Source organism: Xanthomonas campestris pv. phormiicola (assembly GCA_025666215.1).
GTDB classification, from domain to species: domain Bacteria; phylum Pseudomonadota; class Gammaproteobacteria; order Xanthomonadales; family Xanthomonadaceae; genus Xanthomonas_A; species Xanthomonas_A campestris_A.
This window is the reverse complement of record CP102593.1, coordinates 4262396-4288106: the sequence shown is the minus strand read 5'-3', so window position 1 is coordinate 4288106 and position 25711 is coordinate 4262396. Positions and strand designations below refer to the sequence as shown.

The 25711-nt window shown below is 69.9% G+C and carries 23 protein-coding genes and 1 other RNA gene; 17 read left to right on the top strand and 7 right to left on the bottom strand.

From position 1 onward, the window contains the following. The first annotated feature begins 25 nt into the window (after nt 1-25). The 5 genes from NRY95_18085 to thiL all read left to right on the top strand — a co-directional run bounded on the left by NRY95_18085 (nt 26) and on the right by thiL (nt 4011). The gene (locus tag NRY95_18085; GenBank protein UYC15592.1) at nt 26-625 is read left to right on the top strand and encodes a riboflavin synthase; all 600 of its coding nucleotides are present in this window, start codon (nt 26-28) and stop codon (nt 623-625) included. 106 nt (nt 626-731) lie between these two features. After that, complete coding sequence (ribB, locus tag NRY95_18080) at nt 732-1862, top strand: 3,4-dihydroxy-2-butanone-4-phosphate synthase (protein UYC18626.1); 1131 nt, start codon at nt 732-734, stop codon at nt 1860-1862. Nucleotides 1863-1972: 110 nt separating this feature from the next. Further along, the gene (gene ribH, locus NRY95_18075; GenBank protein ID UYC15591.1) at nt 1973-2440 is read left to right on the top strand and encodes a 6,7-dimethyl-8-ribityllumazine synthase; all 468 of its coding nucleotides are present in this window, start codon (nt 1973-1975) and stop codon (nt 2438-2440) included. Continuing rightward, nucleotides 2437-2913: a transcription antitermination factor NusB gene (nusB, locus tag NRY95_18070; protein ID UYC15590.1), complete on the top strand. Its 477-nt coding sequence runs from the start codon at nt 2437-2439 to the stop codon at nt 2911-2913. The genes ribH and nusB overlap by 4 nt, the downstream gene beginning before the upstream one ends. Nucleotides 2914-3033: 120 nt before the next feature. Next, entirely contained in the window at nt 3034-4011 is a 978-nt protein-coding gene (thiL, locus tag NRY95_18065) for a thiamine-phosphate kinase (GenBank protein UYC15589.1), read from the top strand. A gap of 127 nt (nt 4012-4138) precedes the next feature. On the opposite strand, the gene NRY95_18060 is transcribed toward thiL, so the two are convergent. Then, nucleotides 4139-5283, bottom strand: a protein-coding gene (locus NRY95_18060; GenBank protein UYC15588.1) for an IS3 family transposase whose coding sequence is annotated in 2 segments (ribosomal slippage) — nt 4139-5031 and nt 5031-5283 — 1146 coding nt in all. Because the reading frame shifts where the segments join, the coding sequence is not laid out codon by codon here. Between the two features lie 461 nt (nt 5284-5744). Here NRY95_18060 and NRY95_18055 point away from each other — a divergent pair. The 10 genes from NRY95_18055 (at nt 5745) to NRY95_18010 (ending at nt 18462) form a co-directional block, all read left to right on the top strand. Beyond that, entirely contained in the window at nt 5745-7322 is a 1578-nt protein-coding gene (locus NRY95_18055) for an X-Pro dipeptidyl-peptidase (GenBank protein UYC15587.1), read from the top strand. Between the two features lie 179 nt (nt 7323-7501). Beyond that, nucleotides 7502-8230 carry a TorF family putative porin gene (locus NRY95_18050; protein ID UYC15586.1) on the top strand — a complete coding sequence of 243 codons (729 nt, stop codon included), beginning with the start codon at nt 7502-7504 and terminating at the stop codon, nt 8228-8230. A gap of 18 nt (nt 8231-8248) precedes the next feature. Next, on the top strand, nt 8249-8341 hold the full coding sequence (locus NRY95_18045; GenBank protein UYC15585.1) for a potassium-transporting ATPase subunit F: 93 nt from the start codon (nt 8249-8251) through the stop codon (nt 8339-8341). Nucleotides 8342-8357: 16 nt separating this feature from the next. Beyond that, nucleotides 8358-10079 carry a potassium-transporting ATPase subunit KdpA gene (kdpA, locus tag NRY95_18040; GenBank protein UYC15584.1) on the top strand — a complete coding sequence of 574 codons (1722 nt, stop codon included), beginning with the start codon at nt 8358-8360 and terminating at the stop codon, nt 10077-10079. A gap of 10 nt (nt 10080-10089) precedes the next feature. After that, nucleotides 10090-12150: a potassium-transporting ATPase subunit KdpB gene (gene kdpB / locus NRY95_18035; protein ID UYC15583.1), complete on the top strand. Its 2061-nt coding sequence runs from the start codon at nt 10090-10092 to the stop codon at nt 12148-12150. 41 nt (nt 12151-12191) lie between these two features. After that, a complete protein-coding gene (gene kdpC / locus NRY95_18030; protein UYC15582.1) occupies nt 12192-12833 on the top strand; it encodes a potassium-transporting ATPase subunit KdpC in 642 nt (213 codons plus the stop codon). Nucleotides 12834-12906: 73 nt separating this feature from the next. After that, nucleotides 12907-15597 carry a sensor histidine kinase KdpD gene (locus tag NRY95_18025; GenBank protein ID UYC15581.1) on the top strand — a complete coding sequence of 897 codons (2691 nt, stop codon included), beginning with the start codon at nt 12907-12909 and terminating at the stop codon, nt 15595-15597. Then, a complete protein-coding gene (locus NRY95_18020) occupies nt 15587-16306 on the top strand; it encodes a response regulator transcription factor (protein ID UYC15580.1) in 720 nt (239 codons plus the stop codon). Before NRY95_18025 ends, NRY95_18020 begins: the two co-directional genes overlap by 11 nt. Nucleotides 16307-16600: 294 nt before the next feature. Beyond that, nucleotides 16601-17605 (top strand): type IV toxin-antitoxin system AbiEi family antitoxin, encoded by a 1005-nt coding sequence (locus NRY95_18015; protein UYC15579.1) that lies wholly within the window; start codon nt 16601-16603, stop codon nt 17603-17605. Then, nucleotides 17593-18462, top strand: a complete 870-nt coding sequence (locus NRY95_18010) for a hypothetical protein (GenBank protein ID UYC15578.1) — start codon at nt 17593-17595, stop codon at nt 18460-18462. Before NRY95_18015 ends, NRY95_18010 begins: the two co-directional genes overlap by 13 nt. A gap of 177 nt (nt 18463-18639) precedes the next feature. On the opposite strand, the gene NRY95_18005 is transcribed toward NRY95_18010, so the two are convergent. Genes NRY95_18005 through NRY95_17990 form a run of 4 tightly spaced genes read right to left on the bottom strand, consistent with a single transcriptional unit; the run spans nt 18640 to nt 22654 of the window. Continuing rightward, nucleotides 18640-20025: an FAD-binding protein gene (locus tag NRY95_18005; protein UYC15577.1), complete on the bottom strand. Its 1386-nt coding sequence runs from the start codon at nt 20023-20025 to the stop codon at nt 18640-18642. Beyond that, nucleotides 20022-20567 carry a metal-dependent hydrolase gene (locus tag NRY95_18000; protein UYC15576.1) on the bottom strand — a complete coding sequence of 182 codons (546 nt, stop codon included), beginning with the start codon at nt 20565-20567 and terminating at the stop codon, nt 20022-20024. Before NRY95_18000 ends, NRY95_18005 begins: the two co-directional genes overlap by 4 nt. Before the next feature lies 1 nt (nt 20568). Beyond that, nucleotides 20569-20937: a YraN family protein gene (locus tag NRY95_17995; protein ID UYC15575.1), complete on the bottom strand. Its 369-nt coding sequence runs from the start codon at nt 20935-20937 to the stop codon at nt 20569-20571. Continuing rightward, the gene (locus NRY95_17990) at nt 20927-22654 is read right to left on the bottom strand and encodes a penicillin-binding protein activator (protein UYC15574.1); all 1728 of its coding nucleotides are present in this window, start codon (nt 22652-22654) and stop codon (nt 20927-20929) included. The genes NRY95_17995 and NRY95_17990 overlap by 11 nt, the downstream gene beginning before the upstream one ends. Before the next feature lie 81 nt (nt 22655-22735). Between NRY95_17990 and rsmI the strand changes: the two genes are divergently transcribed. Continuing rightward, nucleotides 22736-23560 (top strand): 16S rRNA (cytidine(1402)-2'-O)-methyltransferase, encoded by an 825-nt coding sequence (gene rsmI, locus NRY95_17985; protein UYC15573.1) that lies wholly within the window; start codon nt 22736-22738, stop codon nt 23558-23560. 215 nt (nt 23561-23775) lie between these two features. Beyond that, nucleotides 23776-24150, top strand: coding sequence for a hypothetical protein (locus tag NRY95_17980; GenBank protein UYC15572.1), 375 nt, complete (start codon nt 23776-23778; stop codon nt 24148-24150). A gap of 58 nt (nt 24151-24208) precedes the next feature. On the opposite strand, the gene rnpB is transcribed toward NRY95_17980, so the two are convergent. After that, nucleotides 24209-24575: RNase P RNA component class A (gene rnpB, locus NRY95_17975), an RNA gene on the bottom strand. 70 nt (nt 24576-24645) lie between these two features. Next, nucleotides 24646-25434, bottom strand: a complete 789-nt coding sequence (locus NRY95_17970) for an NRDE family protein (protein ID UYC15571.1) — start codon at nt 25432-25434, stop codon at nt 24646-24648. Between the last annotated feature and the right edge of the window lie 277 nt (nt 25435-25711).

The following is a 25711-nucleotide window of genomic DNA, read 5'->3' as shown; positions in this document are numbered from 1 at the left end:
TCACCATGCTTGCGAGAAACGTTTTATGTTCACCGGAATCATCGAAGGCGTCGGCCGCCTGGCCGCGCGCCAGCCGCAGGGCGGCGATATCCGCTTCACCTTTGCCACCGGCAGCCTGCCGTTCGCCGACGTGCAGCTCGGCGAGAGCATCGCGGTCAACGGCGTGTGCCTGACCGTGGTGGCCTTCGACGCGGCGTCGTTCCAGGCCGATGCGTCCACCGAAACCCTGGCCCTGACCACGCTCGGCGCGCTCGCCGAAGGCGCGGCGCTGAACCTGGAGCGGGCGATGCGCCCGAGCGACCGGCTCGGCGGGCACCTGGTCAGCGGCCATGTCGATGGCCTGGGCACGGTGCAGTCGGTCCATGACGATGCGCGCGCGCAGCGCTGGCGCTTCGCCGCACCACCGGCGCTGCTGCGCTACATCGCCAAGAAGGGCTCGATCTGCGTGGACGGGGTCAGCCTGACCGTCAACGAAGTGGACGCTGCCGGCTTCGAGGTGGCGCTGATCCCGCACACGGTGGCGAACACCGCGTTCGCGCATACCGCGGTCGGCGCGGCGGTGAACCTGGAGATCGATCTGGTCGCGCGCTACGTCGAACGCCTGCTGCACGGCCGCCAGGACTGAGTTCCGCCGCGCCTGTCGCCTGCCGCATCGTCGCCGCTGCCCGCGGCGGCGCGCGGCGCCTTCCGTCTTCTGCGAGTCCCTCATGTCGCCATCCACCACCCCCAGCCTGAACTTCGCCCCCGTCCCCGAACTGCTGGAGGAACTCCGCGCCGGCCGCATGGTGGTCATCGTCGACGACGAGGATCGCGAGAACGAGGGCGACCTGATCATGGCCGCCGAGCTGGTCAAGCCCTCGGACATCAATTTCATGGTCACCCATGCGCGCGGCCTGGTGTGCCTGTCGCTGACCCGCGAGCGCTGTGCGCAGCTCGGGCTGGCGCCGATGGTCCAGCACAACACCGCGCAGTTCCACACCAACTTCACCGTCAGCATCGAGGCCGCCGAGGGCGTCACCACCGGCATCTCGGCCTACGACCGCGCGCATACCGTGCGCACCGCGGTCAAACCCGACGCCAAGCCGCACGACCTGAGCCAGCCGGGCCACATCTTCCCGCTGATCGCCCAGCCCGGCGGCGTGCTGACCCGCGCCGGCCACACCGAGGCCGCTGGCGACCTGCCGCTGCTGGCGGGGCTGGAACCGGCCGGGGTGCTGGTGGAGGTGCTCAATCCCGACGGCAGCATGGCGCGGCGCCCGCAGCTGGAAGAATTCGCGCGCCTGCACGGGCTGAAGATGGGCTCGATCGCCGACCTGATCGCCTACCGCCTGGCCACCGAGCACACCGTCGAGCGCATCGACGAGCGCGCCATCGAGACCGAATTCGGCAGCTTCACCCTGGTCACCTACCGCGACCGCATCGCCCACGACCTGCATTTCGCGCTGGTCCGTGGCGCCCCGGACGCCGAAACGCCGACCCTGGTGCGGGTGCAGGTGGAGAACCCGCTGGCCGACCTGCTGCACTGGCGCCGCGACGATTTCGGCGTGGCCGCCAGCGACGCGCTGCGCGCGATCGCCGCGGCCGACAGCGGGGTCATGGTGGTGCTGTCGGCGCCGCGCGACAGCCAGGCGCTGCTGGCGCGGCTGCGCAAGCAGCCGGACGTGGTCGCCAACAGCAAGGACGTGGGGCAGTGGCGGCGCAACGGCGCCGGCAGCCAGATCCTGGCCGACCTGGGCCTGGGCAAGCTGCGCGTGCTGGGCACGCCGCGCCGCCAGGTCGGGCTGGCCGGGTTCGGGCTGGAGGTGGTGGAACACGTTGAGCCGGGACTCGGGACTCGAGACCCGGGACCCGGAAAAGGCTGATTCCTCCGCTGGCACGCGCTCACCGTGCTCTAAGCTCTTCCGAGTCCCGAGTCCCGAGTCCCAGGCAAGCCGCCTGCTAAACTCTCCCACCCCCTGGACCTGCCACCGCCATGACCCACTACGAAGGCGACCTCCGCGCTCCCGAAGCGGCCCGGTTCGCGATCATCGCCAGCCGCTGGAACGCACGCATCACCGACGTGCTGGTCGCCGGCGCGCGCGCGAGCCTGTCCGGCAACGGTATCGCCGACGACGCGGTGGACGTGATCCGCGTGCCCGGCGCGTGGGAACTGCCGCTGGCCGCCGCGCGCCTGGCCGCCACCGGCCGGCACGCGGCGATCATCGCGCTGGGCTGCGTGATCCGCGGCGACACCCGCCACTACGAACACGTGGCCGATGGCTGCGCCCAGGGCCTGCTGCGGGTGTCGCTGGATTTCCGCATCCCGGTACTCAATGGCGTGCTGGCGGTGGAGCAGGTCGAGGACGCCGAGGCGCGCGCCGGCGGCAGCCATGGCAACAAGGGCGAGGAAGCGGCGCTGACCGCGCTGGAGATGGTCAATCTTTTGGAGCTGCTGCCGTGAACAAGTCCGCTGGCCACAAGCATGCCCGCCGCGACGGCGTCGATCCGGTGCTGCGTTCGCGCGCGCGCCGGCGTGCGCTGCAGGCGATCTACGCCTGGCAGATCGCCGGCGGCACCGCGCAGCATGTGATCGCGCAGTTCGCGCACGAGCAGGCGCACGAGATCGCCGACCTGGTCTATTTCGAGAATCTGGTCGAAGGCGTGCTCAAGCACCGCGCCGAACTGGATGCGGCGCTGGTCGGCTACCTGGACCGCACGGTCGAGGAAGTGGACGCGATCGAGCGCGCGGTGCTGCGCCTGGCCGCCTACGAACTGCTGCACCGGCACGACGTGCCGTACCGCGTGGTGATCAACGAAGCGATCGAGACCGCCAAGCGTTTCGGCTCCGAACACGGCCACACCTACGTCAACGGCGTGCTCGACCGCGCCGCGCTGGAATGGCGCACGGTGGAGTCGGGTGGCGCGGGCGCCTAACGGCGCGGGATTGGGCATTTGGGATTGGGGATTCGCAGGCGCTGCATTCCCTCCCGAGCCACGGCTGTGGCCTGGCTGTCGCCAATCCCCAATGCCGAATCCCCAATCCCGGCTCCCAAAATGCCTGAATTCGATCTGATCGATCGCCTGCGTGCCCGGATCGGGACGCACGCGGACGTGCCGCTGGGCATCGGCGACGATGCGGCGCTGCTGCAGCCGCCGCCGGGCGAGCAACTGGCGATCACCACCGACACGCTCAACGCCGGCGTGCACTTTCCGGCGGAGACCGCGCCTGCCGATGTGGGCTGGAAGACGCTGGCGGTGAACCTGTCCGACCTCGCCGCGATGGGCGCGCAGCCGCGCTGGTGCACGCTGTCGCTGTCGTTGCCGCACGAGGATGCGCGCTGGATCGATGCCTTCGCCGACGGCTTCTTCGCGCTGGCCGATGCGCACGGCATCGTGCTGGCCGGCGGCGACACCACGCGCGGGCCGCTGTCGCTGTCGGTCACCGCGATCGGCAGCGTGGCGCCCGGCGCGGCGCTGCGCCGCGACGGCGCCCAGCCGGGCGACGAGATCTGGGTCAGCGGCCGTCCGGGCGAGGCTGCCGCGGCGTTGGCCCTGTGGCAGGCCGGGCGCCTGGACGTGACGCGTGCGGCCGCCGATCCGGTCCACGAGCATCTGCGCCAGCGCCTGTTGCGGCCGTCGCCGCGGGTGCAGGCCGGGCGGCGCTTGCGCGGCCTGGCGCACGCCTGCGTGGACATTTCCGACGGCCTGCTGGCCGACCTGGACCACATCTGCGCGCGCAGCGGCGTCGGCGCCGAACTGTGGCTGGCCGCGTTGCCGGTGGTCGCCGCGCCGGCGGAGGCGAGCGCCGCGCAGGTGCACGCCTGGCAACTGGGCGGCGGCGACGACTACGAGCTGTGCTTCACCGCCGCGCCGGCGCAACGCGCGGCGATCGTGCAGGCATTGCAGGCGATCGGCGAGCAGGCGACGCCGATCGGGCGCATCGTCGCCGGCGGCGGTATCGTCGTGCGCGACGCTGACGGCCAGCCGTGGCAGCCGCCGCGGCGCGGCTACGAGCATTTTTTCGCCGGTTAGCGGAAATCCGCGAGTCGCTTCGCGCCGTCCCCTCACCCCAACCCCTCTCCCGGTGGGAGAGGGGCTAAAGCACACCGCGCCGTTCCCTGTTGTGGTCAAGTTTTGGTGGACACGTGGATAGGGGATTTCAGGTGGTGGCTTTCTCGTAGTCGGCTGGAGATCGATAGCCGAGGGTGGAGTGCAGGCGGTGGGTGTTGTAGAAGCCGACGATGTAGTGGGTGATGTCGGCGATGGCCTCGTTGGGGTTGGTGTAGCGACGCTGCCAGACGCGCTCCATTTTCAGGCTCAGGAAGAACCGCTCCATCACCGCGTTGTCCCAGCAGTTGCCCTTGCGGCTCATGCTGGCCACCAGCTTGTGCTTGGTCAGCAGGTCGCGGTGGGCCTGGCTGGCGTACTGGCTGCCGCGGTCGCTATGCACGATCAGCCCCGGCTTGGGCTGGCGCAGGGCAATGGCCATCTGCAAGGCGGTACAGACCAGCTCGGCCGGCATGGTCGGCGCCATCGCCCAGCCCACCACCTTGCGCGAGTACAGGTCCAGCACCGCGGCCAGGTACAGCCAGCCGCGCTCGGTGCGGATGTAGGTGATATCGGCCACCCAGGCCTGGTCGAGGGCGTCCGGGTTGAAGCGCCGATCCAGATGGTTGTCCGCCACCGGCATCTCGTGTCGGCTGTCGGTGGTATGGACGAACTTGCGCCTCCAGCGCGCCTTCAGTCCCTGCTGCTTCATCAGGCGGCGGACTCGATGGCGACCGGCGGGCAGGCCCTGGGCCTTCAGGCTCGCGCTCAGCCGGCGGCTGCCGTAGTTGCCGCCGCTGGCCTGGAAGGCCGCCTGCAACGGCGCAGCGAGCGTGCAGGACCTCGGTGCTGCGCGCCGCCGACGGGCCGCATACAGCCCCGAGCGGCTCACGCCCAGCAGCTGGCACAGCCGGGCGGTTGCGGCCTTCTCCTGCCACTGATCGATCATCTGCTGGATCATTTCAGTTCCCGGGCGAAGAAGGCCGATGCTTTTTTTAACAAGCTGTTGTCCTCACGCAGTCGCTGGTTCTCCCGTTCCAACTCACGGATGCGTTGCTGCTCGGGGGTCAGGGGCCGACCTTGCCCAGGCTGGCCGGCATGCTCGGCCTCGTATTGGGCCAGCCAGCGACGCACGGCGCTATCGACCAAGTCCAGATCGCGGCACACCTGACCCACGCTCAGGCCTTGGTCGCGGATCATTTGCACCACCTGCAGCTTGAAGGCGGTATCGAAATTTCTACGGATACGGGGCGTCATGTCGTTCAAAGTCCTCGCTGGGCATGATCATCCCCTATCGAGGTGTCCACGAGAATTAGACCAGGACACCCTTCTCCCGTCGGGAGAAGGTGCCCCGCAGGGGCGGATGAGGGTCCGGGCGCAGCCTCGTACACCCAACTCCGCGAGTCGCTTCGCGCCGGACCCTCACCCCAACCCCTCTCCCAGTGGGAGAGGGGCTAAAGCACGCCGCGCCGTTCCCTTCTCCCGTCGGGAGAAGGTGCCCCGCAGGGGCGGATGAGGGTCCGGCCGAAGCAGAAACGGTGGACCACAGATGGATCTACTGGGCGGCCACAAGAGCCCCACCATACCGTGCCGCACTGCGGCGTGAACTTTCCCGTACCCACTGGTATGGTCGCGACGCTCGACTCCCCACGTCGCTTACCCGTAACCGTTTCTGGCAGCTGGGCCATTCCGACCCGGCGCCGTTTGGGAGGCAGTACATGCGTACGTCCGTGTCCCGCTGCATCGCCCTGTGCGCGATGCTGTTGTTCTCCGCCGCCGCCTTCGCCGGCGGTTTCAGCAAGCAGTACCAGACCATCCCCAGTTGGGACGGCACCAAGCTCGGCGCGCTGGTGCTGGTGCCGCAGGGGCAGGGCGCCGGGCCGTTCCCGCTGGTGGTGATGCCGGCCAGCTGGTCGCTGCCGAACCTGGAATACGTGGGCCGCGCCAGCGAGCTGGCCAGCGACGGCTACGTGGTGGTCAGCTACACCTCGCGCGGGTTCTGGGATTCGGCCGGCGTGATCGATATCGCCGGGCCGCCGACGGTGGAGGACGTCAGTGCGGTGATCGACTGGGCGCTGGCCAATACGCCGGCCAATGCCGGGGCGATCGGCGTCTCCGGCATTTCCTACGGCGCCGGCACCAGCCTGCTCGCCGCCGCGCGCGATCCGCGGATCAAGGCGGTGGCCGCGCTCAGCGGCTGGGCCGACCTGCAGGCCTCGCTGTACGCGAACGCCACCGTCAGCCAGCAGGGCGTGGACCTGCTGGTGGCGTCCGGCGCGATCACCGGCCGCCCCGGCCCGGACCTGGCGCAGATCAGCGCGCGGGTCGCCCTCGGCGACTACGACGGCGCGGTGCAGGGCTTCCTGCCCAAGGCCGGCGAGCGCAGCGTGATCAACGAAGTGCAGGCGCTCAACCGCAACGGCCCCGCGGTGCTGATGGCCAATGCGTTCAACGACGGCCTGTTCCCGCCGAACCAGTACATCGACCTGTACAACCGCCTGAGCGTGCCCAAGCACCTGATGTTCAGCCAGGGCGATCACGCCACGGCCGAACTGCCGGGCGCGCTGGGCCTGCCGAACGAGGTGTACACGGAAACCACCCGCTGGTTCGACCACTACCTCAAGGGCCAGGCCAACGGCGTGGACAGCGAGCAGCCGGTGCAACTGGCCACCCTCGGCGGCACCTGGCTGCGCTATGCCGACTGGAACAGCGTGCAGGCCGGCGCCACCAGTTACGCCCTGACCCGCCCGAGCGGGCTGATCGCGACCGGCGCGCTGAGCAGCGGCGCCAGCAACGGCTGGAGCCACCGCATCGCCACCGGCGTACCGACCCTGGCCGATTCGGGCGTGCTGCTGGTCAGCGGCCTGCTGCAGGGCCTGGGCCAGCCGGTCACCATCTCGATCCCGCTGGTGGACCGCAACGGCGCGGTGGTATGGAGCGGGCCGGTGTACACCAGTGCCAAGCGCCTGGCCGGCAGCCCGTCGCTGCGGGTGACGGTGACTCCGAGCCAGGCCAACGTGTCGCTGTTCGCCTATCTCTACAGCATGAACGGGCTCGGCGTGGCGCAGTTGCTGAGCCACGCGCCGTACTCGCTGCGCAACGCGACCCCGGGCGTGGCGACCACGATCGACCTGCCGCTGCAGGCGACCGCCGCCGAGATCCCGGCCGGCAACCGCCTGGTGCTGGTGGTGGACACCACCGATCCGCGCTACACCTCGGCCAGCCGCTTCGGCGGCAGCGTCAGCTTCAGTTCGCCGGCGGCCGCGCCGTCGCGCCTGAGCGTGCCGCTGCACTGACGGTTCGTTTGACGGAAAGGCCGGCGCAATGCCGGCCTTTCCTGTCTTTGCCGCCGCCCCGCGGCCGCGGAAATTACGCGAAATTTACGCCGCGGCCGGTATCGGCCGATAGCGACTTTACGGCCCTGCGCCGGAACATGACCAGGTCGGCGGAACGGTTCCGCCCTGGACCTCACGTCATGCTTTCCCCGCTTTCCCGCAGCGCCCGCCGGCCCGTGTCGCGCGGCGCGTTTGCGCTTTCGCTGCTGGCCGCCGCCGCCTGCGCGCACGCCGCCAGCGTCAGCGGCAATGCCACGCTCACCAGCGACTACGTCTGGCGCGGCAGCACCCAGAGCGATGGCGATCCCGCCGTCCAGGCCGGTCTGGCCCTGGCCGCCGACAACGGCGCGTACGCGTCGCTGTGGGCCTCGTCGATCAAGTTCGACAGCACCCCGCACGCCAGCACCGAGGTCGACGGCGTGCTCGGCTGGCGCGGCCAGTGGACCCCGGACTGGGTCTGGGACGCGAACCTGACCCGCTACCAATACCCCTCGGCCGCCGCGCTGAACTGGACCGAGCTGGGTGCCGCCGTGACCTGGAAGCAGCGCGTGTGGGCGCAACTGGGCTGGTCCGACGATGCGCTGGCCAGCGACACCACCGGCACCTACGCGCAGCTCGGCGCGCGCTACCCGTTCAACGAGCGCTGCCGCGTCGAGGCGGCGCTGGGCCATTACTGGCTCGCCCGCAGCTACGCGGATCGCTACACGCATGGGTTGGTCAGCGCCGTGTTCACCCTGCCCGGCATTCGCCAGGGCGGACCGGGACTGGAGCTACGGCTGACCGCGCACGACACCGACCGCGCCGCCGAGCGGCTGTTCCCCGACATGGCCGGCACGCGGGTCGAAGCCGCGCTGCAAGCCACCTTTTGAGTCCTGAGGAGAGATGACATGCCGACCTGGCTATCGCTGATCTGCGGCGTGGCGGTGATCGTCGCCGCCGGCTACCTGTTGTACGTGATTCTGCGTCCCGAAGATTTCTGAGCCGAGTGCTACTGCCATGATCGATACATTGCTTGTCTATGCGCTCGCGCTGCTGCTGGGTTGGCCGCTGGGCCTTTACCTGGCCAAGGTGATGCGCGGGGCGCCGATGCGCGGCGACGCGCTGTTCGGCTGGATCGAACGGCCGCTGTACCGCCTGCTCGGCACCGATCCAGCGCGCGGCATGAGCTGGCGCGGCTATGCCGGCGCGTTCCTGGCCAGCAACCTGGTGCTGGGCGCGCTGGTGTTCGCCCTGTTCGTGACCCAGGCGTGGCTGCCGCTGAATCCCGATGCGGTGCCGAACATGCGCTGGGACGTGGCCCTGCACACCATGGTCTCGTTCCTGACCAACACCGACCAGCAGCACTACTCCGGCCAGGCGCAGCTGTCGTATCTGTCGCAGGCGGTGGGCGTGGTCGGGCTGCAGTTCGTCACCCCGATGATGGGCCTGGCGCTGGTGGTGGCGACCTTGCGTGCGCTGTTCGGTGGGCGAGCGGCCGCCGCGAACGCTGGGACCCAGCAGGCGACGCTCAGCGTCGACGAAGCCGACGTCGGCAACTACTGGGCCGACGTGATCCGGCCGACGCTGCGCTTCCTGCTGCCGCTGTGCCTGCTGTGGACCGTGCTGCTGACCCAGCAGGGCGTGCCATCCACGCTGGCGGCCGGTCCCACTGCCACGCCGCTGGACGCCAGCGCCGGCATGGCCGCGCAGAAGATCCCGCTCGGCCCGGTCGCGGCGATGGTGGCGATCAAGCAGCTCGGCACCAATGGCGGCGGCTGGTACGGCCCGAACAGCGCGATGGCGCTGGAGAACCCGACCCCGTTCTCCAATCTGCTGGAGATGCTGGCGATCGTGCTGATCCCGGTGGCGATCGCGTTCATGGTCGGCCCGTTCACCGGGCGCCGCAAATTCACCGTGCTGGTGTTCGGCAGCATGCTGGCGATGTCGCTGGCCTCCACCGCGGTGTCGGTGTGGTCCGAAGGCCATTCGGCCAGTACCGCCAGCGTGGCACTGATGGAGGGCAAGGAAGTGCGCTTCGGTGCCGATGCCTCGGCGGCGTGGTCGTCGCTGACCACACAGACCTCCAACGGCTCGGTCAATGCGATGCACGATTCGCTGGCGCCGCTGACCGGCGGCGTGGCCATGGTCAACATGCTGGTCAACGCGATCTGGGGCGGCATCGGCTGCGGCCTGCAGCAGTTCCTGGTGTACCTGCTGCTCAGCGTGTTCCTGGCCGGGCTGATGACCGGACGCACGCCGGAACTGTTCGGGCGCAAGATCGAAGCCGGCGAAGTGCGCCTGCTGGCCTTGCTGATCCTGCTGCAGCCGCTGGTGCTGCTCGGCTTCACCGCGTTGACCCTGGCCATGCCGGCGGCGATCACCGCCACCTCCAATCCCGGCTTCCACGGCATCAGCCAGGTGTTCTACGAGTACACCTCGGCCTTCGCCAACAACGGCTCCGGCTTCGAAGGCCTCGGCGACGGCATTCCGTGGTGGAACCTGACCTGCACGCTGGTGCTGATCCTGGGCCGCTATCCGGCGCTGATCGTGCCGCTGATCGTGGCCGCGCAGATGGCGCGCAAGCGCGTGGCGCCGGAAACCGGCGGCAGCCTACAGGTGGAAACGCCGACCTTCGCGCTGACCCTGATCGCGGTCATCGCGGTCCTGACCGTTCTGCAATTCACGCCGGCACTGGTGTTGGGCCCGATCGCCGATCACCTGACGCTTGCCGCGCACTGAGACCACGACCATGAGCACCCCGCTTCCGCAAGCTTCTTCCTCCGTCCACAAGCCCGGTCTGCTCGACGGCCCCGCACTGCGTGCGGCGCTGCGCGCCAGCGTGCTGAAACTCTCGCCACGCCATCTGCTCGGCAGTCCGGTGATGGCGGTGGTGTTCGCCGGCACCTTGCTGTCGGCCCTGATCACCGTGGCCGGGCAGGGCGCGCCCGCGTTCGGCTGGGCGGTGACCGCGATCCTGCTGATCACCGTGCTGTTCGGCAATTTCGCCGAAGCGGTGGCCGAGGCGCGCGGCCGCGGCCAGGCCGCCTCGCTGCGGCGCGCACGCAAGGACCTGGTGGCGCGCCGGGTGAGCAGCGCGCACCTGGACGGCGAAACCAGCATTCCCGCCGCCGAGCTGAAGCCCGGCGACCTGGTGGTGATCTCCGCCGGGGAACTCATTCCGGCCGATGGCGAGATCGTGCACGGCGTGGCCACGATCAACGAAGCGGCGGTCACCGGCGAATCGGCGCCGGTGCTGCGCGAGGCCGGCACCGACCGTTCCGGCGTGATCGGCGGCACCAAGGTGCTGTCCGACGAGATCGTGGTGAAGGTCACCGCCGAACCGGGCCACAGCTTCCTGGACCGCATGATCGCGCTGGTCGAAGGCGCCAACCGGCAGAAGACCCCGAACGAGATCGCGCTGACCATGCTGCTGGCGGCGATGACCCTGACCTTCCTGATCGTGGTCGCGACCTTGCCGGTCATCGCCGGCTACGTCGGCGTGCGCATCGATCCGCTGCTGCTGATCGCGCTGCTGGTGTGCCTGATCCCGACCACCATCGGCGGGCTGCTGCCGGCGATCGGCATCGCCGGCATGAACCGCGCGCTGTCGGCGAACGTGCTGGCCAAGTCGGGCAAGGCGGTGGAAGTGGCCGGCGACGTCGATGTGCTGCTGCTGGACAAGACCGGCACCATCACCTACGGCGACCGCCAGGCCACCGCGTTCCATGCGCTCAGCGGCGTGGATACGGCGCAACTGCGCGAGGCGGCGATGCTGTCCTCGCTGGCCGACCCGACTCCGGAAGGCAAGTCGATCGTGCGCCTGGCGCGCGAGCAGGGCCTGCCGCCGGCCGATCCGGACGGCGCCAGCTTCGTCGCCTTCACCGCGCAGACGCGCATGTCCGGCGTGGACCTGCCCGTGCAGGGACAGCAGCCGCCGCGTTCGATCCGCAAGGGCGCGGCCGATGCGGTGATCCGCCACGTCACCGCGCTGGGCGGGCTGGTGCCGGCGGAACTGAAGGGCCGCGTCGAGCAGGTCGCGCGCAGCGGTGCCACGCCGCTGGTGGTGGCCGAGGGCCGCCACGTGCTCGGCGTGGTCGAGCTGTCGGACGTGGTCAAGCATGGCGTGCGCGAGAAGTTCGCGCGGCTGCGTGCGATGGGCGTCAAGACGGTGATGATCACCGGCGACAACCCGCTCACCGCCGCGGCGATCGCCGCCGAGGCCGGCGTCGACGACTACATCGCCGAGGCCACGCCGGAAGACAAGCTCGCGCGCATCCGCGCCGAGCAGGCCGGCGGCCGGCTGGTGGCGATGGTCGGCGACGGCACCAACGACGCGCCGGCGCTCGCGCAGGCCGACGTCGGCCTGGCGATGAACTCGGGCACGCAGGCGGCCAAGGAAGCCGGCAACATGGTCGACCTGGATTCGGATCCGGCCAAGCTGCTGGCGGTGGTGGAAGTGGGCAAGCAGCAGCTGATCACCCGCGGCGCGCTGACCACCTTCTCGCTGGCCAACGACGTGTCCAAATACTTCGCGATCCTGCCGGCGCTGTTCGCCGCCTCGATCCCGCAGATGGCGGCGCTGAACGTGATGCGCCTGTCCAGCCCGGTGCATGCGGTGCTGGCCGCGTTGATCTTCAACGCGCTGGTGATTCCAGCGCTGATCCCGCTGGCGTTGCGCGGCGTGCGCTTCACCCCGGCCACGGCGACCTCGCTGCTGCGCCGGAACATGCTGATCTACGGCGTCGGCGGCGTGCTGCTGCCGTTCGTCGGGATCAAATTGATCGACATGATCCTGGTGGCGCTGGGCTGAGCCCGGCGCCGATCTTCCGCTTCCTTTTCGGACCACCCGCGATGAACGTTTCCCCGGTTTCTGCTTCCTACCGCGAACCGCTGCGCTGGCGCGCGGCGCTGCTGCTGCCGCTGCTGGTGCTGGGCGCCGCCGCGCTGTACTCGCTGCTGTCCACCCTGCTCGCCGGCGCGCTGTTCCCGGCGCAGGCCAACGGCAGCCTGCTCGCACGCGACGGCCGCGTGCTCGGCTCGGCGCTGGTCGCGCAGCCGTTCGCCGCGCCCGGCTATTTCCAGCCGCGTCCGTCGGCGGCCAAGTTCGACCCGATGGCGGCGGCCGGCAGCAACCAGGCGCGCAGCAATCCGGAGCTGCAGCAGCGCATCGCCGACGCGCGCGCCAGCGTGGCCGCGCGCGACGGCGTCGCCGCGGCGCAGGTGGCGGAGGACCTGCTGACCCAGTCCGGCAGCGGCCTGGACCCGGACATCAGCGTGGCCGCGGCGCAGCAGCAGGTCGCGCGCGTGGCCACGGCGCGCGAATTGCCGGTGGCGACCGTCGCCGCGCTGGTCGCCGCGCAGGTGCGGCCGCGCCAGTTCGGCGTGCTCGGCCAGCCGCGGGTGAATGTGCTGGCGCTGAATCTGGCGTTGGATCGGGCCGGGACTCGGGACTCGGAACCCGGGACTCGGGAAAATCAAGAGCAAAAGCAATAAGCCGACGGTCCGCGCTGTACGCTCTGCGAGTCCCGAGTCCCGAGTCCCGAGTCCCGAGTCCCGAACCGCACCTATGCCCGATCCCCGCACCCAGCAGGCCGACGCCTTGATCGGCGCGCTCCAGCGCGAACGCGGCGGGCGCCTGACCGTGTTCCTGGGCGCGGCGCCGGGGGTCGGCAAGACCTACGCGATGCTGTCGCGCGCGCGCCAGCTGCAGCAGCAGGGCAGCGAGGTGGTGGTCGGGGTGGTCGAGACCCATGGCCGCGCCGAAACCGCGGCATTGCTGGACGGGCTGGCCGTGCAGCCGCGGCGGCGCGTGGAATACCGCGGCCGCACGCTCGAGGAAATGGACCTGGACGCGCTGCTGGCGCGGCGCCCGCCGCTGGTGCTGGTCGACGAACTGGCCCATCGCAACGCGCCAGGCAGCCGCCACGAGCGGCGCTGGCAGGACGTGCAGGAACTGCTCGACGCCGGCATCGACGTCTACAGCACGGTCAACATCCAGCACCTGGAAAGCCTCAACGACGTGGTCCACCGCATCACCGGCATCCGCGTCGGCGAGACCGTGCCCGATGCGATCTTCGACCGGCTGCGCGACATCGTGCTGGTCGACCTGCCGCCGCGCGAACTGATCGAACGCCTGCAACAGGGCAAGGTGTATCTGCCCGAGCAGGCGGGACAGGCGCTGCAGGCGTTCTTCTCGCCGTCGAACCTGGCCGCGCTGCGCGAACTGGCGATGCAGACCGCGGCCGACCGCGTCGACAACGACCTGCGCGACGTGCAGGCCGCACAGGGCCGCACCGGCGTGGCGCTGCGGCGGCGGGTGCTGGTGGCGATCGACGGGCGCGGCCAGTCCGACTACCTGGTGCGGGTGGCGCGGCGCCTGGCCGAGCGCCGCGGCGCGCCGTGGAGCGTGGTCACCGTGCAGACCCAGGCGCAGCCGGAGGAGGCCTGGCAGCTGGAGGTCGACCGCGCCTTCGCGCTGGCGCGGCGGCTCGGCGGCGACGCCGCGCTGCTGCACGGCGCCAGCGTGGCCGATGCATTGCTCGACCACGCCGCGCACAACGGCGTGTCCACGCTGCTGCTCGGCCGCACCCGCGAACGGCCGCTGGCGCGGATGATCAACCGCACGCTCACCCAGCAACTGCTGCAGCGCGGCGCGCACTACGAGCTGGTCATCATCAGTTCGCCGGAGGCGCGCGCACGCGCGCGGCGGCGCTGGCGCCGTCCCGGCCACTGGCTGTCGCGCGACGACCTGGTGTTCGCCACGGTGGCCTCGCTGCTGGCGGTGGCGGTGGGCTGGATCGCCGAGCGCTGGGTCGGCATCGACGACCTGTCGATGGTGTTCATCGTCGCGGTGGTGATGGTCGCGGCGAAGACGCGCATGGCCGCGGCGGTGCTGTCGGCGCTGCTGAGCTTCTTCGCCTACAACTTCTTCTTCATCGAACCGCGCTACACGCTGCACATCGGCGCGCGCCAGGGCGTGGTCACGGTGCTGCTGTTCCTGGTCGCCGCGCTGGTCGCCGGGCGGCTGGCGTCGCGGCTGCGCATGCAGGTGCTGGCGCTGCGCGCGGCCAACGCGCAGACCACCGCGCTGCAGCGGCTGGGCCGCGAACTGACCAGCGCCGCCGACCTGGGCCAGGTGCTGGAGGCCGGGCGCCGCGCGCTGGCCGCCACGCTCGAGGCCGAGGCCTGGGTGCGGCTGCAGCCGCTGGAGGCGGCGCACGCCGCCGCGCAGGACGGCGCGCACGACTACGCGGCGTCGATGGCGGCGGTGGACCGCAGCGCCGCCGACTGGGCGCAGCGCCACGGCCAGGCCACCGGCCGCTTCACCGACACCCTGGCCGGCGCCAGCTGGTGGTTCCTGCCGGTGCGCCACGAGCGCGGCGCGATCGGCGTGGTCGGGCTGAAGTTCGCCGCCGGCGTGCAGCGTCCCGGGCTGGAGCAGCAGCGCCTGGCCGAAGCCATGGTCGAGGACATCGGCCAGGCCGCGCTGCGCACGCGGCTGGTCGCCGACCTGGAAAGCGCGCGGGTCAGCGGCGAGACCGAACGCCTGCGCTCGGCGCTGCTGTCGTCGGTGTCGCACGACCTGCGTTCGCCGCTGGCGGCGATGATCGGCGCGGCCAGCAGCCTGGCCAGCTACGGCCAGGCGATGGACGCCGACGACCGCCGCAGCCTGCTGGAGACGATCCAGCTGGAAGGCGAGCGCCTGGACCGCTACATCCAGAACCTGCTCGACATGACCCGGCTCGGCCATACCGGGCTGACCTTGCACCGCGACTGGATCGACGTGGACGAACTGATCGGGTCGGCCGCGCGGCGCCTGCAGCGCTACCAGCCGCAGGTGCGGCTGGACATCGCCCTGGCCGCCGAGCTGCCGACGCTGTGGGTGCATCCGGCGCTGGTCGAACAGGCGATCTTCAACGTGCTGGAGAACGCGGCGAAATTTTCGCCGGAGGGCGAGGCGATCCGCGTCGCCGCGGCGATGGTCGACGGGCGCCTGCGCATCGACATCGGCGACCGCGGCCCGGGCATTCCCGAGGACGAGCGCGCGCGCATCTTCGACATGTTCTACAGCGTCGAACGCGGCGACCGCGGCCGCCACGGCACCGGCCTGGGCCTGACCATCTGCCAGGGCATGATCGGCGCGCACGGCGGCAGCGTCGAGGCGCTGCCCGGCGCCGATGGCCGCGGCACCACGATCCGCATTACCCTGCCGTTGATCGAACCCGCCGCCCCGCCGTCCCGCCCCGATGCCGACTGAGTCCCACGCCGATCCGATTCCGCCGCCGCGCGTGCTGGTCATCGACGACGAGCCGCAGATCCGGCGTTTCCTGGACATCAGCCTGCGCGCGCAGGGCTACCGCGTGCTGCAGGCCGCCAGCGGCGGCGACGGCCTGGCGCAGCTGGCCGCGCACGGCGCCGAACTGGTGGTGCTGGACGTGGGCCTGCCCGACCAGGACGGGCACAGCGTGCTGCGCGAACTGCGGCAGTGGTCCGCGGTGCCGGTGATCATGCTCACCGTGCGCGCCGGCGAGGCGGAGAAGGTACAGGCGCTGGACGCCGGCGCCAACGACTACGTGACCAAGCCGTTCGGCGTGCAGGAACTGATGGCGCGCATCCGCGTGCTGCTGCGCATGCAACCGGCCGCCGGCGAGGCCGAGACGGTGTTCGACGATGGCCACCTGCACATCCACCTGGGCCTGCGCGAAGTGCGCCTGGACGGCGAGCCGCTGCCGCTGAGCCGCAAGGAATACGCGCTGCTGGCGCTGCTGCTGCGCCACAGCGGGCGCGTGCTGACGCAACCGCAACTGCTGCGCGAAGTGTGGGGGCCGACCCACCAGGAGGATACCCACTACCTGCGCATCCTGGTCGGCAAGTTGCGGCAGAAACTCGGCGACAGCGCGGTGGCGCCGCGCTACATCGCCACCGAGCCGGGCGTGGGGCTGCGCTTCATAGGTACGGCGTCGTGAAAACGGCTTGCGCCTTTCTTCCACCAGGGCTGCGCAAGTTTTAATGCGTGCCGGGAGGTCGGTAGCCGTCCCTCTCTTCGCCCAGTCTCCCTGCGTGAAATATTGCCCCGGCCCACTAAATTTTCACCTTAATTGTACGTTTCAGCAATTGCTGGAAAGCCATTTGCAGTGAAATCTGTTTAAAAATTTCACTGGAACTGTTATTTTCAGTAGATGCTGAAAGCCGATCAATCGATGAAAGACCTTGAGCGCCAGGCATCAGATGCGCTTTGCTTGCTCTTGGAGCAAGTGCCCATGATCAAGGTTTTGGAAATCGAGCGCGAGATGTTGACGCCTGATCACCGGACCATCGATATCGTGGCACGCATCGAGGCGTCTGGCAGGCTCCACACGCTGTTTTGCGAAGTGAAGTCCAGCGGTCAGCCGCGCAACGTTCGTTTGGCCCTGCTGCAACTGCGCCACCTCATGGCGAACCAGGCAAATGAGACGACGCCGGTCTTCATCGCTCCTTATCTGTCGCCCGAAGCTCAGGCGCTATGCCTTGAGCAGGGCGTGGGCTATCTCGATCTGGAAGGCAATGCCCGGTTGACCTTCGACAGCGTTTTCATCGACCGGAAGGTCGCAAGCAAACCTGTGGTGGAGCGGCGCGAAATCAGGTCGCTGTTCAAGCCCAAGTCCGCGCAGGTGTTGCGTGTGATGCTTCGCGATCCGCGTCGGGCATGGCGGGTCACCGAGCTGGCGGAGGTTGCCGACGTCAGTTTGGGGCACGTCAGCAATGTGCGCGTGGGCTTGCTTAATCGCGAATGGGCACAGGTTTCCAGGGAAGGCCTATTTCTGTCCGAACCCGATGCGCTTGTGGATGCTTGGCGCGACGCCTACGTGGCACCTGCTGGCCATCGATTGAGCTTCTATACGACGTTGCACGGCCATTCGTTCGAGGAGGCGACGCGACGCTTGCTGCGCTCGGAGCCTGCACCGGGTCGCCTCGCACTGGCCTCCTTTTCGGCGGCGCACTGGCTCGCCCCGTATGCCCGCACGGGCACGCAATACTTCTATTCGGACGAAGCAGGTCTTGAGCAGCTGCGGTCGGGCTTGAGGCTGTCTTCCACTTCGAAGGGCGAAAACGTCACCGTCACCTTGCTAAAAGACCTTGGCGTATTCCGCGATACGGTGGAGCCGGCGCCTGGCGTGATCTGCACCGGCCCGGTGCAGACCTATCTGGATCTCGCCGCAGCCGGGGAGCGCGGGCGGGAGGCGGCCGATCATCTGCGACGAGAAAGGCTGACATGGCAAAAATGACGCCGGGCGAGCCGCAGTCAGCTGCCGACTATGACGACCGCACGACGGCGGCGGTGAAGAAGGTGTTGATCGAAATCGGCCAGATCCTTGGGAGTTTCAAGGGCAAGTTCGCCATCGTTGGCGGCGCCGTTCCATGGTTGCTACTTGGCAATGAAGACATGCCGCACGTCGGCACGCTCGACGTGGATCTCGGCCTGGACGCCGAGGCATTGGGCAACGGCGAGTACGCCAAGCTGGTCGAGGCTCTGCAGGGGCATGGCTACCGGCGACGGCGTGATCTTCGGCGCTTTCAACTCGTTCGCCAGATCGTGACCGAAGATGGCGGCGCCGCGATCGACGTCGTCGTCGATTTCCTGATGCCGCGCGATGCCGCGATCGCCAAGAACGCGCCGCCTTTGATCAGCGATTTTGCGGTGCAAAGAGCGGATGGCGCCGATCTGGCCCTCCGTTTCTACCAACTCGTGGCCATTACCGGTTCGATGCCTGCTGGCGGCACGAACCGAGTGGAGATCGCGGTTTGCTCGATCCCGGCGCTTCTGGCCATGAAGGGACATGCGATCGAGGGGCGCTACAAACAAAAAGATGCCTACGACATTTACTATTGCATCCGGAACTACCCCGGAGGCCCAGAGGCGCTGGCCGAGGAGTGCAGGCCGTTGCTCGACCACGCCAGCGGCGCGGCAGGTTACGCATTCATCGCTAGCAAGTTCGATACGCTAGATGGTTTCGGACCGACCTGCGTTCGTCGCTTCGTCGAACAAACGGATGTACTCGGTGAACGCAGCCCGGAACAGTGGCAGCAAGACGCATTTGGTCAAGTCGAGGCCTGGCTGCGCGCACTCGGTTTGAAGGCTTAGCCGGGTACGATTTGCGCCGTTCCGGATGGAACGGCATTCAGCGACTGGGCAAAACAGGATACGCAGGATGGTGCGCGGGCCCTGTTGCCGGCCAGAGGCGAGCAACAAAATCTGGATCGCTCATGTTCCTTGCATCAGTGGCGGGCCGCCAGTACGGGATTTGCAGACCCGAGTAGCTCATGCATCTGGAAGAACCTTCCCCGGATTGAGGATGCCGTCCGGGTCCAGCGCGCGCTTCACCGCGCGCATCGCGTCCAGCGTGGCCGCATCGAAGGCCTGCGCCATGTAGTCGCGCTTGGCCACGCCGATGCCGTGCTCGCCCGACAGCGTGCCTTCCAGCGCCAGCACCAGCGAGAACAGGCGCGGCAGCGCGGCATGCGCACGCGCGGTCTCGGCGGCATCGTCGGGCGCGTACATGATGTTGACGTGCAGGTTGCCGTTGCCGGCATGGCCGAAGGCGACGATCGGCAGGTCGAATTCCGCCGCCAGCGCCTCGACTCCGGCGACCAGCTCGGGAATGCGCGACACCGGCACCACCACGTCCTCGTTGATCTTGCCCGGCTTGATCGTGCGCAGCGCCGGCGACAGCGCGCGCCGCGCCGCCCACAGCCGGTCGCGTGCGGCGCCGTCGGTGGCCACGTCCAGCGACAGCAGGCCATCGCCCTCGGCCGCCGCGCCCAGCGCCTGCAGCGCGTAAGGCAGGGTGTCGTGGTCGCCGTCGGCCTCGATCAGCAGCATCGCGCCGGCCTCGGGCACGTCGCTGCCGTTGCGGCGCAACAGCGCGATCGCGCTGCGGTCCATGAATTCCAGCATCGCCGGCGTGGTCGGTTGCGCCATCAGCCGCGACACCGCCGCCGCGGCGCTGCCGGCGTCGCGGTAGAACGCGCGCAGCCCGGCCTGCGCCAGCGGCCGCGGCGACAGCTTCAGCGTGGCCTCCACGATCAGCGCCAGGGTGCCCTCGCTGCCGACCAGCAGGTGGCTCAGGTCGTAGCCGGTGGCGTCCTTGGTGTAGGCGCCGCCGCAGCGGATCAGCTCGCCGGCGCCGGTCACCGCGACCACGCCGAGCACGTTGTCGCGGGTGGCGCCGTACTTCACCGCGCGCGGGCCGCCGGCATTGGTCGACAGGTTGCCGCCGACGCTGCAGATCTCGGCGCTGGACGGGTCCGGCGGCCAGAACAGGCCGTGCGGCGCCAGCGCCTGCTGCAGCTCGCCGTTGAGCACGCCCGGCTCGACCACCGCGCAGCGGTCCTGCGGGCGCAGCTGCAGGATGCGGTTCATGCGCGCGAACGACAGCACCACGCCACCGTCGAACGGCACCGCGGCGCCGGCGGTGCCGGTGCCGGCGCCGCGCGCGACGATCGGCACGCGGTGCGCGCGGCAGGCGCGCACGATCGCCTGTACCTGCTCGCGGGTCTGCGGCAGCGCCACCGCGTCGGCCAGCGCCCAGCGCCGCGAATCGTCCTCGCCGTAGCTGCGCCGGCTGGCGTCGTCGGTGCGCCAGCCGTCGGCGCCGAGCAGGTCGGCGAGGGTCTGGGCCAGGGAAGCGGGCAGCGGCGTGGTCATGGCAGCGATCGCGAAGCGGGAGAGGGCGGCGGTTGCAGCAGTTTCCAGGTGACGACCGCCGCCGCCAGCGGCAGCCACACCCAGCGCAGTTCGGATAGCAGCGTGGCGACGCCGCGCGCGCCGAAGAAGCCGTTGGCGAACGGCGACACCCGGATCGGCCGCCACGGCGCGAACCAGCGCTGCTCGCTCCACGGCCAGGCCAGGGCGACGCCGAGGCCGCCGGAGGTCAGCGCATCGAGCAGCGGATGCGAGGCGGCGCAGACGAACATCCAGGTCGCCGCCTGCAGCGGGCGCGCGCGCAACGGCCGAGACAGGGCCGCACCGATCGCGCCCAGCACGGCGGCGAACAGCAGCGAATGGCTGGCGCCGCGATGGCCGAACGCATCTGCGTAGGGAATGTGCAGGGCGAACGCGAGCACGTCCAGGTCCGGCAGCGTCGCCGCGACGATGCCGGCGCCGAGCAGGCGCGCGGAAATGCGCCCGCGCTCGGCGGCCGCCCACAGCGCCAGCGGCACCGCGGCGTGGGTGAAGATGCTGGGCACGTCAGCAGTCGTCGGCGCGAAACGCGTCGCGCAGCCAGGTCAGCCGCGGCGGTTCGCCCTCGGCCTCGACCACGTCGAAGCGGCATGGCCAGTTCGCGTAGTGCGGATGCGCGGCCAGGAACAACTGCGCGGCCAGCAGCAGCCGGCGGCGCTTGCGCAGGTCGACCGAGGCGGCGCCGCCGCCGAACGCGGCGGTGCGCCGGTAGCGCACCTCGACGAACACCAGGCACTGCGCCTGCTGCATCACCAGGTCCAGTTCGCCGCCGCGGTAGCGCACGTTGGCGGCGATCAACTGCAGGCCGGCGCGCTCCAGTTCGGCGCGCGCCGCCGCTTCCACGTCGTTGCCGCGTTGCTGGCGGTCAACGCCCATCGGGCAGCGGCGTCGCGCGCCCGCCGCTGAAGGTGGACCAAGCCGGGGTGCGCAGGATGTTGCCGAAGCCGTCCAGGTGCAGCACGCCGGTGGCGCCGCGCAGGTTGGCCTCGGCGCCGGTGGCCAGCTTCTCCAGGTAGGCGCTGATCTGCCAGGCGTCGTAGCCGAACGCGAACAGGCGCCCGGCCGGGCCGCGCGCGGTCGGCAGGGTCTCGGCCACGCTAGTCGCCGCCGGCAGGCCGCCGACGCCGCGCACGTTCCACAGTTCGCTCGGGTAGGCGATGCCGTCCAGCACCAGGTCGTCCTCCGGCTTGCCGGTGCCCAGCACCAGCTGCGAGGTCGCCACCCGGCTCTTGCCGGCGAAACCGGCCAGCGCCAGCTGCGGCGCCAGCGCGCGCGCGGTGCTGCCCTTCACCGCCAGGAACACCGCGTCGGCGGCGCCGGCGTTGCGCAGCTGCGCGCCGACATCGCCCGGCACCTCGGCCACGCTGACGCTGGCGGCGACCTTGCCGCCGCGCTCGCTGAAGCGTTCGCGGAACGCGGCCACCGCGCGGCGGCCGTTGTCGTCGTTGCTGCCGATCACCAGCGCGTTGCGGCGCTCGTGCGCCAGCAGGTACTCGGCGGCGGCGATGCCGTCGTCTTCCGGCGCCAGCGAGAAGCCGGCGCTGCCGGCGGGCGGGGCGCCGGTGCCGCGGTTCAGCGCCAGCAGCGGCACCGGCAGCGCGTCGCGCGCGAACAGCGCGCTGACCTCGTCACGGCCGAGCGGGCCGACCACGAAGTCGGCGCCGCCGTCGATCGCCTTCTGGTAGGCGGCCAGCGCGCCGGCGGGGGTGCCGGTGGTGTCGATGAAGTCGATCTCCGGGCGGCGCCGGGTCTCGCCGTAGTAACCGGCGAGCAGGCCGTCGCGGACCGGCGCGGCCGCGGTGGCCAGGGTGCCGCTCAGCGGCAGCAGCACCGCCAGCTTGGCCGGCGGGCGGTAGCCGTCGCGCTCGGCCGGCGGCCGCTTGCTGGTGTCGAAGCCCCATTGCTCGCCGCGGTCGAACGGCCGCGGCAAGGCCAGGCCGCGGCTGATCAGCGCGCGCCCGGCGAAGTTGTACAGCGGATCGCCGGCCGGCAGCGCGGCGGCGCGCGCCTGCAGCGTGGCGTCGTTCAACGCGGCCAGCTGGCGCACGATGGCGCGCTGGTTGTCGCTGCGCGCCTGGCCGGTCAGGCCGATATCGGCGCGGGCGCGTTCGTCCAGCGCCGCGGTGGCGTCGCCGGTGCCTTCCAGCGCCTGCGCGCGGGCCAGGTGCCAGCGCGCGCGCAGGTTCTGCGGCACCGCCTGCGGATCGCTGCCCAGCGCCTGCAGCGCCTGCGCCGGCTGGCGGTCGACCAGGGCCAGCTCGGCGTTGACCAGGGCCAGCCGCACCTTGCTCAGGCCCGACAGCTGGCGCGGCTGCACCTGCGCGGCCAGGCTGCGCGCGCGGGCGACGTCGCCGCCCTCGTACCAGGCGAAGGCGGCATCGGCCAGCAACTGGTTGCGTTCGCTGCCGGTGGCCGTGGCGGCCTGCGCCTCGAGCTGCTGCGCCGCTTCCCGCGGCTTGCCCTGGTCGAGCAGCGCCAGCGCGGCGGATTGGGCCGGCGAGGACGCGCTCTGCGTCACGCTGGTGGTGGCGCAGCCGGCGAACAGCAGCGCCAGCAGCGACAGGGCGGAAATCCTTGCGAATCGCTTGTTCATTTCTGGTCCATTCGGCAGGGCACGCCGGGGCGCGCCGGGGAAAACCGCTACGATTCTACCCTTGACCATGGAAAGCCGTAGATGAGCGCCCAGCCCGGAACCCTGCATGTCGTCGCCACGCCGATCGGCAATCTCGCCGACCTGACGCCGCGCGCGCAGGAGGTGCTGCGCGCGGTCGCCGCGATCTGCGCCGAGGACACCCGCCGCAGCGGCCAGCTGCTGGCGCATTTCGGCATCGACAGGCCGCTGGTGGCGCTGCACGAGCACAACGAGGACGCGCTGGCGCAGCGCATCGTCGCGCGCCTGCTCGGCGGCGAGTCGCTGGCCCTGGTCAGCGACGCCGGCACCCCGCTGGTCAGCGACCCCGGCTACCGGCTGGTGCGCGCGGCGCGCGAGGCCGGGGTGCGGGTCAGCCCGGTGCCCGGCGCCTGCGCGGCGATCGCCGCGCTCAGCGTGGCCGGCCTGCCCAGCGACCGTTTCAGCTTCGAGGGCTTCCTGCCGGCCAAGGCCTCCGGCCGCCGCGAGCGCCTGGCGCGCCTGGCCGGCGAGCCGCGCACCCTGGTGTTCTACGAATCGGCGCACCGCATCGTCGAATCCCTGGCCGACTGCCGCGCCGCGTTCGGCGACGCGCGCCCGGCGGTGCTGGCGCGCGAGCTGACCAAGCTGTTCGAGACCGTGCTCGACGGCAGCCTGGCCGCGCTGCAGGCGCAGGTGGAAGCCGACGACAACCAGCGCAAGGGCGAGTTCGTGCTGATCGTGCAGGGCGCCGGCGACGATGCCGACGCGCAGCTGGCCGAGGGCCGCCGCGTCTATGCCACGCTCAGCGCGCACCTGCCGCCGTCCACCGCCGCCAAGCTGGCCGCGGAGATCACCGGCGCGCCGCGCAAGGCGTTGTATGGGGGGTGAGCTGCGGTAGTAGTGCTCGCGTCAAGGTTCTTTATGCAGGCCAGATCCATGATCAAAACCCATAGGTACGACCTGTCGGCGACCTGCAAGTCATGATCTCCTTGGCTGTCCGAATACAAAATGCGTTGTTGTCTACCGGGTTAACTGGTTGGATTTAAAGAATGCTTGCGCAATGTCGATAAGGGCCTATCGAGCATCCATGGAGCATTGAAGCTATGTTTGGACTTGTCGCTGGAAAAGCGAAGCTCTTGTCCGAGTCTCTAAGCGAAAAGGTCGTCTCAGTGAAGGGCGCTGCACTGAGTTCGGTTGCAGGCGGCGCAAGTGTTGCTACCGAGTACGTGGAAAAGCACTGGCCGCAAATCGAACGCCTACTAGTCGACGGTATGTTGACCATTGCGCATGAGCGCATCGCCGACGACGAATCATTTTCGCTCGTGGCGGAAAAAGCCTTCGAGCTTCTGCCTACGCCTGTTCGCCTGTTGCTTCCCAGGTCAGCTTTCCTGGCCCACAGCGAGAAGCATCGAGCGTCCATCATCCAGCTTATAGAGGGTAAGCGGAGAGAGCGGTTGGCGCTTGAGAGCCAGCCTTAGCAGGCGAAGCCCCCGGTTGGGCCTGCAGCGTGATGCATCAGGTACAGGAGTAGTAAAGTGGCGGAGCCGGCCGATAAGCCGGGTTCTGTCGTGGACAGTCATTCTTCTAGGCGCCGCGTCACCGCGGCGCTCGAGCAACCTACCCGGACCCGACGCGGGCAGCGCCATGAGGTCCCTATTTGGTCTTGCTCCAGGTGGGGTTTGCCGTACCGGTCCGTTACCGGACTCGCGGTGCGCTCTTACCGCACCATTTCACCCTTACCGGTCTGCTTGCGCAGACTTAGGCGGTATCTTTCTGTTGCACTGATCCGTCGGCTCGCGCCGCCCAGGCGTTACCTGGCACCTTGCCCTATGGAGCCCGGACTTTCCTCGGCACCACGTTGCATCGAAATGCACCGCGATGACGCGACTGTCTGGCCGACTCCGCCGTAGGTATTGTCGCATGTGCGGCGCCACTGCGCCGCGCGGCATCGGATGTCCGGAAAAGCACTTGCTTTACCGGGTCCCGAGTCCCCGGTCCCGAGTCCCGCGCCCCTCCAGCCGCGTCTCCCCCAGGAACACCCCAGCGGCGCCGAAGCGGCGCTCGTGGATCCAGCCGCGTCCCTCGCCGTCCACCGCGACGATGGTGCTGGCGCGGGTGCCGTAGTCGTGGCCGCGGATGAAGGCCGGCGACAGGCGCCGCTCCAGGTCCAGGCCCACGCCGGTGTCGGGCAGCTGCGCGTCGGCGGCGATGGTTTCGTCGGCCAGCGCCCGCCATAGCGGGGACAGGTCCTCGTCGCCGGAGGCGACCCAGCCCGCCAGGACCTCGCACAGGCGCACCGTCTTCGGCCATGGCGCGTCCAGCGCGCCATTGGACATGCCGTGGATGCCGGGCGCCAGGCGCTGCCGGGCAGGCGGGTGGTTGCCCAGGTATTGCGCGCCGTCGGCGTCGGCCAGCAGCAGGTTGAACGGCGGGTAGGCGTCGGCGCGAAGCGCCAGTGCGTCGGCGAAGGCGCCCGCCGGCGCGGCGCCGGCCAGGTAGTCGGCGACCAGGGCGCCGCGCGAGGCGCCGGACATCGAGGCCAGCGGGTCGCGCACGTTGGTGACCACGCTGCAGCGGCCGGCATCGTCCAGGCCCACCCAGCTGCCGCCGGAACGCAGGTCGCGCCCGGCCAGCACGCGCTGCGCCGGGGCCGCCCAGCGCTGCAGCGGCGCGGTCGGGCGGGCGTGGAATTCGTCGCGGTTGCCGACCAGCAGCAGGCGCCAGCGCGGGTGCGATCGGAGGGCGAGGGCGACCAGGCACATAGGCCGCGAATTGTGCGGTTTTGCGCAGTGGCATGCGAGCGGTCCGGCGGCGGAGGCGGCAACTGGCCGCCGTCTTAACGCCTTGTGCACAGGGCTGAATTTCCGCTCAATCTCAAAATATGAGACGAAACAGCAACTTGTGGATAAGCTTTGAACAAGTCTCTAAAGAATGGCGCAAGCCATTGATGTGGCTAGCGATTTATCGCTCGCAAAGGTGTTGACAACCTTTCGGGCGCTGCTAAGGTGGGCACTCGAGGGGAAACCGGGTTTTTTGTGG